The 11034-nt window shown below is 41.1% G+C and carries 6 protein-coding genes and 1 pseudogene; 1 reads left to right on the top strand and 6 read right to left on the bottom strand.

Going from position 1 to position 11034, the window contains the following annotated elements; all coding sequences use genetic code 11:
- Nucleotides 1–48: 48 nt before the first annotated feature.
- Nucleotides 49–447 (top strand): annotated as a pseudogene (locus CZ367_RS00760) (conjugal transfer protein TraG); the annotation flags it as partial.
- Here CZ367_RS00760 and CZ367_RS00755 read toward each other — a convergent pair.
- From CZ367_RS00755 to CZ367_RS16070, 6 genes are all read right to left on the bottom strand, one after another.
- Nucleotides 437–1627 carry a RagB/SusD family nutrient uptake outer membrane protein gene (locus CZ367_RS00755; RefSeq protein ID WP_161942321.1) on the bottom strand — a complete coding sequence of 397 codons (1191 nt, stop codon included), beginning with the start codon at nt 1625–1627 and terminating at the stop codon, nt 437–439. The pseudogene CZ367_RS00760 and the gene CZ367_RS00755 sit on opposite strands and share 11 nt — an antisense overlap.
- Complete coding sequence (locus tag CZ367_RS16700; RefSeq protein WP_449421161.1) at nt 1624–2100, bottom strand: RagB/SusD family nutrient uptake outer membrane protein; 477 nt, start codon at nt 2098–2100, stop codon at nt 1624–1626. Before CZ367_RS16700 ends, CZ367_RS00755 begins: the two co-directional genes overlap by 4 nt.
- Before the next feature lie 291 nt (nt 2101–2391).
- Nucleotides 2392–4074: a TonB-dependent receptor gene (locus CZ367_RS00745; protein ID WP_237581447.1), complete on the bottom strand. Its 1683-nt coding sequence runs from the start codon at nt 4072–4074 to the stop codon at nt 2392–2394.
- A 12-nt stretch (nt 4075–4086) separates the two neighbouring features.
- Nucleotides 4087–5442 carry a PKD domain-containing protein gene (locus CZ367_RS00740; RefSeq protein ID WP_077197315.1) on the bottom strand — a complete coding sequence of 452 codons (1356 nt, stop codon included), beginning with the start codon at nt 5440–5442 and terminating at the stop codon, nt 4087–4089.
- A gap of 138 nt (nt 5443–5580) precedes the next feature.
- Entirely contained in the window at nt 5581–5838 is a 258-nt protein-coding gene (locus CZ367_RS00735; protein WP_077195305.1) for an acyl-phosphate glycerol 3-phosphate acyltransferase, read from the bottom strand.
- A 1-nt stretch (nt 5839) separates the two neighbouring features.
- Nucleotides 5840–11032 carry a hypothetical protein gene (locus tag CZ367_RS16070; RefSeq protein ID WP_237581445.1) on the bottom strand — a complete coding sequence of 1731 codons (5193 nt, stop codon included), beginning with the start codon at nt 11030–11032 and terminating at the stop codon, nt 5840–5842.
- Nucleotides 11033–11034 lie beyond the last annotated feature (2 nt).

Here is an 11034-nt window from a genome sequence, read left to right as displayed (position 1 = left end):
AGTAAAGCAAAAATGTTACACAAAGGCGGCTAATATTGGATGCTTACCAAGGTACTTCAACAACGGCAATCCATGACCATCAACCGAAACGATAAGTCCACCTCTATCTCCACACAAATGGATAGCCTTATCCCAGCATCAAAAATCAGCAATCTCACGCAAGGAATGTTCGTGGGTGCTGTATCTGACAACTTTGATGAACGTATTGACCAAAAGATTTTCCATGCGGAGATAGTAGTGGATAGTGCCAAGGTTTCTGCTGAGATGAAAGTCTATCAGCCCATACCTGTGATAGTAAACTTTACAAATGAAGTTGGCTCTGATAATCTCAAAGAGACTATCGAAGCCAATTACCGTAAAATAAAACAAGAGATACTCTCTCTCGTGAATTCTGAGATAGAACGAATAAAAGCCACTCCAGAACTTACCCACTTAATTAAGAAGTAGGTCTTGGTAGAAAGAAAGATTGTTTCTCTAATAATTTGCCTTGAGGAGTGACTGCTTCTTGAAGCGGGACAAACCGTAATGTACTGTCCTTGTAGACCGGATAGTAGTCTGTACGTACAATGTCTGAAAGTTGTTTCATCTCATACGGTAATTCCCTTAAACGCTCCAACCAAACTTCCTCCAAAAACTTATCTGTGGTCAATACCGAAAGTGTCTTCTCTAATTCTACTAACTTGGTAGGGATAGAACGTGTGCGGACTTGGGACAGATAGTTTACTGCTTCTGGGGTAACGCCCTCACTGCGAGCTATCGCTTCAGCAGCCATGAGCAGAATCTCTGCATAACGATAGACACCGACATATTGCTTTGGCTGTGCAGTTATCTCCGTACCGGAGGAAAGCCAATAGTATGGAGCTGGGGAAAAGATTTCAAAAATGGTCTTACCATCATCCTTTACCTTGAAAAAAGTATGGAAAAACTGATGGTCTTTTCCTCTCAAGTCTTCATCACCATAACAAGCTAAAAGAGTACGTGTCGGTCGAAAAGCGTTAAAAGCTATATGTCCTTTAACATTATCCCAGTTCTTGGCTATTTTTGGAAATGCAAAAGAAGCCCGTGAGAGCGTATTTTCTCCATAAATGACATATAGATATTCATCATTAGTAGGAGTTGTGCGGAGCATATTGAAAGCGGATTGGTCTTCGCGGACACCATTGGAAGCAAGATGGTGCTTGCCTGACTTGATAATAGGGCGCAGTATTTCTGCTGCCTGAACATATTTGTCCTTTTGCAACGGTCTGCCACTCATGTGCAGATAGACATCACCCAACAAGGCACGAGCTACCAAAGATGTCACATGCGATTTGTTTTCGACAAAACTTTTATCCGGTAAAGTCGCGATGGCTTCAAGCAAATCTTTCTCTACCTTGGCATAAGATGTTTCCATGCTGAGGAATGAGGAATCTGTCCGTTTATCAGGGAACGCCCCGAAAACACGGATAAGATAAAAGCGGTTGAAGGCACGGAAAAATTTAGCTTCACCTATAAGTTTTGCCTGTTCTGCCGGATTTAATCCTAACGTATTTGGTATTTGTTGGATGATAGTATCTGCTGCCTCTATTCCATCAAAACAGGCGGAATATATTTGCTTAGCCAAATCCTTGACAGAGGAGGCTGTCATATTTTGCATTGTAAGTGCAAGGTAATAGCNATAGGGCGCAGTATTTCTGCTGCCTGAACATATTTGTCCTTTTGCAACGGTCTGCCACTCATGTGCAGATAGACATCACCCAACAAGGCACGAGCTACCAAAGATGTCACATGCGATTTGTTTTCGACAAAACTTTTATCCGGTAAAGTCGCGATGGCTTCAAGCAAATCTTTCTCTACCTTGGCATAAGATGTTTCCATGCTGAGGAATGAGGAATCTGTCCGTTTATCAGGGAACGCCCCGAAAACACGGATAAGATAAAAGCGGTTGAAGGCACGGAAAAATTTAGCTTCACCTATAAGTTTTGCCTGTTCTGCCGGATTTAATCCTAACGTATTTGGTATTTGTTGGATGATAGTATCTGCTGCCTCTATTCCATCAAAACAGGCGGAATATATTTGCTTAGCCAAATCCTTGACAGAGGAGGCTGTCATATTTTGCATTGTAAGTGCAAGGTAATAGCCTTGAGTCGCCTCACTTTCAAACAGTCCCGAAAGGTAACTCCCCCATGCCAAGGGTATGCCGTTATCTTGATCCGTAGAAAGATAAAGTTGTGATAGACCTTTGGTATAAAGTTCATTCACAGCTGCGCGGGCTGCTATTGAGTCCCTATACGTTTTCGTTATATTTCCAACCGGTTCTACGGATTCATTTTGACAGGAAGAAACGAAAAGAACTCCCATTATAAGAAGTAAAACTTTTGACTTTATATTATTTCGCATAAATCATTTGTTTTAAAATGAATAACTATAGCTTATCTGACTGGTCAGAGAAGAAGAATTTGTTAATGTCGCTTCTGACAGGGAGCGATGCTGATAGGCAACACTGGCATTTAATCCATGACGTTTGAGAAAACGATAATTGGCATGCCATCGTGCATTATAGATTGTAGCCAACTTTCTTCCCGCCTCCTGAGTTTGGTTGAAAGATAGCGTCAGTCCTGTTGTTAAGGCTTTTTTGAAAAGATGCTTCGAACTGGTAAGGGTTGGGCCTATCGTCAAAACATTCTTGCGTGATGCATAATTATTGCTGGCATTTATTCCTGCTGTCACAGAGAAATCCAAAGGTGTGAAGTCTATGCCATAATTGGCGCCAAGATTCATAAATCTGGTCAGATTACCCGGCATGATGTAACGCCCCTGTTTGTCCGCGGCTTCCTGATAACTTGCATTGGCAGAAAGTGTATGAGATTGTGTCTCACTGTTTCGCAATCGCCAGTTTATATTCATGTCTATGCTGTTGTTCAACTGAGTAAACCGCAGGGTATCAAGGTTTTCGTATGGTGTTCGCTCATTAATGTAGTCAAATGAGGACTTGATATTGCGGTGCGCTTGATAGCTGGATATGGAAATCGAAGCAGTGAACTTGTCATTGGGTGTGAAATTGATATTGGCAGAACCCACAAAGTGCTTGTTCCTTTCCTGCTTTTGGTTGGAAAGGTCATCTCTCTGTACACCTCCACTAAGTGCAAGGCTCAGTCTGTCCTTAAAGAAATTACGACTATAGTTGAGTGTTGCGTTCTCATAATCGTTGTTGAAGTAATATGCACCCAGTGTTTCGTAGTCAGGACAGATTCGTTCGTAGCCGATACCTATGGTATTCCCCAAGAAGCTATATGCCAAATCTGCCTTGAAAGCATGATAATAGCTTTTCTCCTTTACTCTTAAATCTCGCTGCATAATACTTAGACCATATTCCAAGGATAACTTGAGGTCTTTGATTATATTCAGACTTCCTTCCACTCCTATGGCAATGTTGCCTTTGGGATATATTCCCAAAGCATCTGCATCGAAAGAGATGTCTCTCTGTTTATCCCTTGCAGTGAAGATTGTTCCGCCGACGGAGAACTTCTCTCCATCATATCCGGCTTTAACACCGTATCCCCAACGCTCATAATTAGGACGGATTGCAGGATTAGAAGCATCAATATCCACCTTTCTTAAAAGCCGTCCACCCATTGCAGAAAGTCTCCATCTGGCAGGAGAAAGTTCTATCCCCACACCTGTAAATTGATGACCATTAAGCGTATAAGGGCTGAAACTCATCGACACATCACCGATATGTGTCCGTATCCACTTATAAGAAGGATGAAGACTCAGTCTGTTAGGCAACGAGGGGTAAGAAAAGTTTGAACCATAATTGTTCAGGTTGAACGATAAGGGAATGTTCAACAACTCATATAGCGACAGGTTTACAGAACCGGATAGTTGATAAGTAAAGGATTGACGGGATTGTTTGGGCGTACTATAGAATTGGGTGGCATTCGCAGAAATACTGCCGCTCATCTTGAACAGTTTCTTCTTACGGAATTCCAAAACCTCCTCCACGTTTTGAGCATACACAGTATGGCTCCATACCGTAAGCATGAAGACTGACAAGGCAAAGCGCATTATATAACACCTGTTGAAATATCTCATAATCCTGTATCTTTATTCCCCCATTCTTTTTTCAAGTATAACATCAGCAACAATATAGGAACGGGCACCTTCCTTAACGAACTTCTTTACTCTGATGACACCCTTCCTGCCATCTGCTGTACGCACAAGGACGAAGTGCGATATGTTCGATTTGCTGAAACTCGTTTGTGCCATTTCTGACCATTTTGTAAATCGATTCAAATCCGAAGCTCGCTTGATGTTTTCGAAGACTGCATCATTGATATTGATACCTATTGCACCAGGAGTATTAACAAATGTAGCTCCTTGCGCATGGTCTATTTCTGGGAAAGAATTGCTTTTTGCTTGATTGGGTGCAAAGAAGTAGCAGTAATTAAAAGAAGAGTTGAGGGCAAAAAATCCAAAATCCACCCATACTCCCGATTTATCTTGTGCTATCTGGTTGGACGTTAATACGCCCCCGAATTTAGCTGAGTAAAAGCATCCAATACTGTTTTTGGCTTCATTGATACCAAATCTAACATCATTCTGTTTGATAATACCGGTATTTGGCTTAATCTTAATTGTCTTTTCCTTTGTTTTTTCTTCTTTGCCATTTCCTGCTATCAATTGTAATTTGTAGGTTCCCGGATGCTCAAACCTCACGCTTGTTGTTTGCTTGATAGGAGAAATAACTTGTGATCCATCACATATCCAACGGTAAGATAACCCTCCTGTAGTGAGATTGGTTGTTGTCAGTGTCAACGGTGCTTCCCAATCCTGATCTACTGGTAATGGTTTATACGAAAAGTCTACTTGCATAGATGGCTGCAATGTAAAGGCTTTGGTGAGTTCCTCATACTTGCTCCCATTGAATACTCTCAGGCGAATTTTATGTTCACCACCTTCAGCAAATGTTATAGCTTCAGGAAACCGCTCGCTGCATGTAGAGGGGACACCTCCTTCAAAAGTCCACTCGTATTGACTTCCGCCCTTACTCTTGTTGGTAATAGATACCATGCCCGGGGCAATGTCGTTGAGAGCGATTGAAAAATCAAAGTCTATCGTCATGGCAGAATCAACCCTGATGGTTTGCTGGCTTATCCTTTCCTCTACTGCATTCCTGACTCGCAGGGTTATTTTGTGCTCACCAGCCTGAGTGAACACGACCTTAGCCGGAGTTCTCTTATTGGAACTACAGGGGGTACCACCCTCGAAAGTCCATTCATACTCATCAGCCCCATAACTTTCATTTTCTAGTTGAATGGTTACAGGAGAGGTTTTATCTTCCGATACCTCTATGGTGAATGCCGATTCGATAGGAACAGCAGTCTCCTTGAGACAGGATGATAACAAAGTTGTAAAGAATAACATTGTTATTGAATGATATAGGGTATTACATTTTTTCATTTTCCTTATTTGATATTCTATTATGCCATGTAACATGCAGGTTATCTTCTATCTATGATTTGTCTTTGAACAAATAAAGCAGCTATAGGCAAAGTTCCATACTTTCTTCGTTAATTCCTTTTCTACTTCTACAATTCTTTATTTAACATTACGACTTTCTTCTATTAGTTTTTCTTTTGATGGTAATTTTTCTACGTTAAGGATAAAGGCTATTTTCTCATCATATATTAAAGTTAAATATCCTTTATGTTCCCATTCTTTTAATACCGGAAGTATTCTTTCCCTTTCTGTATATATAATTGGAGGAAAGCTATCCCATGTACAGATAGGGCTATATGCAAATGGATCATGACAAATATAAGTTGCCAATAAACTAACAATTTTTATTCTCTTCATTTTATTTAAATGTTATTACTTCACCTGTTCTCAGATTAACCATTTTAGTTAATTTAATTTCAGATTGTGTTATAAATTGCGATGCTCCGCCTTTTCCAAAGTTAGGAAAACTACGTGCAAGTATTTCCAAATATTCGCTTTTATTCCAATTTCCTTTTGCAAAGAATGCTTTTCCTAATAATTGGTTCGCATTAAATTCTAATCTCCAAACAGCATCTGTCTTTCTTCCATTTAGTTGCATGTAATCTATCGCATCATCAGAGTTTTCTATCTTATCTAAAGAAAAATAAGTTTGGTTATTTCCTATTTGTTCGGGAATGACTCCAGTCTTTTTCAAATTATCGAGATATTTGACATCGGAACTAATATGTCGATACCCAATTTTTCCTTTAATCAGTTCAGAAGCTGCACCTTGAATGTTGTTCACCTTTTTAAGGGCATTGATACCTTCTTGTCCATAATATGATATAATTTCTGCTGCAGCGCCACCATATTCCTTAAACTTAACGTAAATAAGTTGTTCTGCTTCTTTGCCATATTTTGCAATGGCAATTTTTCTGGCCTGGCCTTGTATCTCGTTAATATTTATAGAAGTCTTCCCACTCTTCCATAACCCTTCGAACTTAGCTGCCAGTTTTGAAGTCTTTGCATTCTGATAGACATTTTTTGTGGAAATTATCAGGTCGAAACTTCTGATGGAACGTATTACCTGCGGAACATTGACAAGTGCATCTATTGCGAGTGTTGTGTTATATAATACATTCCAGGCATCATAAAAACTTGCATATTTAGAATCGTATTCGTCACTTTTCCCAAGTTGAAGTCTTCCATTTTTTATAGCTTCATCGATGCCAGCCACAAAACCTGCGGCAACAGTTGTGTATGCCGCCCATGAACCACCTGCTGTATATGGAGTTGTAAGTACAGCCGCAGTTATGGCTATACTGTTGCAGATACTTCTTAATGTCTGTTGACTCGCATTGTCATTCAGACTCTGCTGATAAATCGCGGCAACAAAAGCAGGTACGATATATTCCTTTCCGCTAACAATGCCAAGCTCACTATAGTTTCGTGATGCTATTAATACAACAGGCTCGAACGGAGAAACACTAAGATCTCTATCTTGGACTATTTCTTGGAGGACAGTCTTTCCTTCTTGTGTTAAGACCTGTCCTTGCAATCTTCCTAAGAAGTGCTGTACAAAATGGAATTTTCCATCAGAGATGGTGATATTCGGCTTCTTGTATATCTCCAGTGCGTATGGCAGATTGGCAATATTCGTCGTATAGAATGCTGTACTTCCATCATTAGGTACGCCAAGGCATATTGGATTAACTGATGCGACTGGATATTCGTAAGAAGAAAATCCAGGTACGCCAATACCATCAATAGTCTTTGTTGTAATGGGAATAGATAACTGGTTATAATAATTCTTAACCCATTCGCTTAAATCACCAATTAATGGTATTATGTCAGATGTAGTAACATCATTATTCCAAAAGCCAGTGGAATTATTCCATAGAATTTCAAGCCATTTGTAATTATTGGCCATAAATCCGTCTTTGAGCAAACGGACCCTATCTTTCTCTGGCGTAGAATTTACTAAATGGTCAAGAAAAAAACGGTCTCCTATATTGAAGTCGCCACTGAATTCCCAATTGCTGTCATCACCAGATAGTAGATTATTTAATATTACTATCCTTTTCTCAATACCAATATGCTCAAATAAGCAAGGAGAATAATTTTCTTCTAATATTTTATTGGTTTCAGATGCACTACAAGATGACGTTACCTTATTTACTTTATCAAGTAAGGGTTTTAAAAGGTCTAACTGATTTTGATTTCCATTACAATCAATGGTATTTTTTTTATTATCTTCACCTATATTAATGCTGGATAGCAGTATTCCATGAGACTTCTCTTCTGTTGCTTTTTCTATACAATCAGGTTTAGCACCAGATACGTAATCAGCTATCCATTCATCTGTGGTACTAACATTTATTTGTTTTTTTATCTTATCAAAATCCTTAGATGTGTAATTTTTTACATGTATGAATTTATACCAAACATAACAATCTGGATTTTTTGAATTAGCCCAAACTGCGACCTTCCCTGTCACAGGTATGTCTGGAACCTCAAAAGTTTCCCCTTTGTCATTAGTATAGTTTTTCCCTGTCCATGTGTAGAAACTACCATTCTTATCTTTAAACTTATAGATGAAATAAGATGTATCATTGTCAAATATTCCTGCATATTCCTTTGGACGTTTTTGTATAACTCGCCCATCAGGCGTAAATCCAAGATATTCTCCTTTTTTTAAATTAATTTCTCCATCTTTAGCCTTATCCATAGCTGTGAATATGGCAGGACTTGCCATAACATTCCATTGGAAGGCGACGAGTTCTGTTTTCTCCTTATAATCAAGATGATTACTGGGATAATCAAGGAGATTATTAGTCTCTCCTTGTGTATCTTTCCCATACTCGCTATCAAAAGTATGCTGCAAGGTAAAGATACCATGACCTATTTCATGAGCCATGGTATGAACTATTCCTTCTGTATTGGGGCTGTTGCCTGCAAAGATATACCCAAATCGACTCTTACGAGGCATTTCACCCAACAAGCCCTTATTCTGTCCTTTAAGTCCCTTGGCTCCATTTAGAACAAATAGGTAGACGCCGTCAAGTGTCCCTGCTTCCTGCTGGTAAGTCTTCTGCAGATTGAGCATCTCTGGAGTCTCTTTGAGTTCCTTGTCATAGCCCAAAAAAGACTTACCGACGACACCCAACAGACTGTCTTTCTCTGTTTTTGTTTCCCAGTCATAATTGCCACGCATGCGCTCATCCACATTCACGGTGAACTGCACGCCAACAGGATTATAAATGGCATTGAGGCCCTGCTCAATAGTTGTTTTATCTAACCTAACTTTGTTTATCGGAACAAGGGTTACCTTGTGCTGCTGATTGGCATAGCTTACCACGCGGAGTTTGCCGATGGCTACTCCTTCGTAAACAGCAAAAACATCGTAACCGGAACCGGCCGATACAGAACGGAGACTAATCGTCCATGTCTGCTCTGCTTCGTTGAGTTGTGCAGGTAATGCAGCAGAAATCGGATCGGAAACAAAATGAACTTTCTTCAGGTCAATATTCTTCAGCCCATCATACTTCGCCGTAACAACATCATTCTCTCCTGTCGGGACAAGTTTCCAAGGTGCAATATACCCCTTTGCAAACGGCTTGTAGAAACGATCCACCTTGACACTCTTCTTGTACCACTTCTCCTGACCATCATCAAAGGCATATTTTCCCTCTCCGCGTTCAAAGTGTATATAGCCATACTTGCTTGACAGAGATTCCGTATTGAAATCACCAACACGATCCACACGTTCACAATTAAGTTCTATCTTTTCATCCTTTCTCCCCGTTTCGACATCATTGCCTGTCCCTTCGGTATTTTGTTCTGACGGGCTAATCTGATAGGTATTTCCCTTGTTGTCAGTAACGAGCATAGGAAAAATACTATCATACGAAGCATTTTCCGGCACATCTATCTTGATAGTCTGTGGATTACCCTCAGCATCGGTTGTTTCTAATTCTCCTGTCTTGGGATTGTATACAAATTGTGGTATATCGGGGAGCGTAAAGTCCAGTTTATGTTCACGAATACGGATAGTAGCAGGTTTTATATCCTTACCGCCATCATCAACATAATCAAGGTTAGCTATCTTCCCCTTCTTCTCATCGTAGGACGCTTCTACCGTACCGTCTATCTGGAAGTTATCCACATTGATGCGTAGACGGTCGAAACGAAGTGCAACGGGAGCATCGATAATGGTTTTCAGTCGGGTCTTGCCACGTCCAGAATACCAGCCGTCTCCTAAGGGGACAACTTCGGTAATGGTCATGGGATAATCACCGCCGATAGTAACGATGTCTCCGGCCTTTATCCGTAAGTTTGGCTCTTGTGACAGGTCTTTCCTCACTGGTTCCTTTCCACAGTCAGCCAGCAACTCTTCATTCTGTTTGCTGAGTGTAAACTCACTGACGCCAGAGAATACCGGACGGTCATCCGTACAAAGCGTCCCCACACGCCATTCGTATGTCCAACCTAATTTCAATTGGGACAGTGTAAGGTGTTCACCTGCTATCCGGGTTCTGCTCCATTCATAAGTATTGAACTTGGTCTTGGGGCGACATTCCACAATGTAGCCAGTGGTTCCTATAACTTTGTTCCATGAAAGGTCCACCTTGGCAAAACGGGGAAGGGCTCTCAAACCCGTCGGTGCCTGACAGTTGTCATTAAGATAGAACCAGTTGATTTCACTATAACCGCCGTTTTCAAACATACCCACTTCATCAACACCGTCACGGGCGATGGCCTGCACCTGCCATGCATAGCAACGGTTTGGGAAGAGAACGGGGTCAAGATGGGTATAGTTCAACGTCGTATTACGCGTACGAACACGATAGATCTCATTGCCGTAGGCAAAGGCGGACTGCGGAGCAGCTCCATTATTAGGAAGCTCTTTGAGCACAAACTCATACTCCGTGCCTGCAAGTCCCTGATGACGGGGCATCCATTGGAAACGAATATAGAGCGGCTCTGTGACTCCAATTTGGGCATCCTTTTCAGGAAAGTTGAGAATCGGAGGTTTCTTCACATCCAAATAGGAACGTCCCGTATGCCAATCAGAAAGCGTTCGTCCGGTATAATAGTCTACCACTTGCACGGAGAATTCCGTATATCCCGTGGGTAACTGACCGTTATGCAGCCTGCCGTTAATCTGTAGGTTCTGTGGTTGAAGATAGGGGGACAGGTCTATATTAGTCAGGCGGGTCGGGACATTTGCACTGAGTTCCAACATCGGGTAGTTGATTTCCTCACGGCTGGTGGCAAGAAAACCTGTACTCTTAATCCTGATGCGTAGTCTGGCAAAGAGCAGGGGTTGCTGTAGGTCGCGGTTGAGCAGATTGACGATCAGCCTGTCACGGCTCCCACTATAATAATCCGACAAGTAAGGACTTTGAGGAGACGGCCATTGAACGGTAGCATGGATTGGATAGTACTGGGCATACCCCTGCTGCTTTCCTGCCCAACAAAGGATGAGGAAAATCAATAAAACCTTAAAACGCCAATAGAAATGGATATATTGTCTGTTCATATGACCTGCTTTTATCATGAGTCCTATCAATT

The sequence above is a fragment of the Prevotella ihumii genome (assembly GCF_900155655.1).
Taxonomy (GTDB): domain Bacteria; phylum Bacteroidota; class Bacteroidia; order Bacteroidales; family Bacteroidaceae; genus Prevotella; species Prevotella ihumii.
This window is presented reverse-complemented; position numbering and strand designations above follow the sequence as displayed.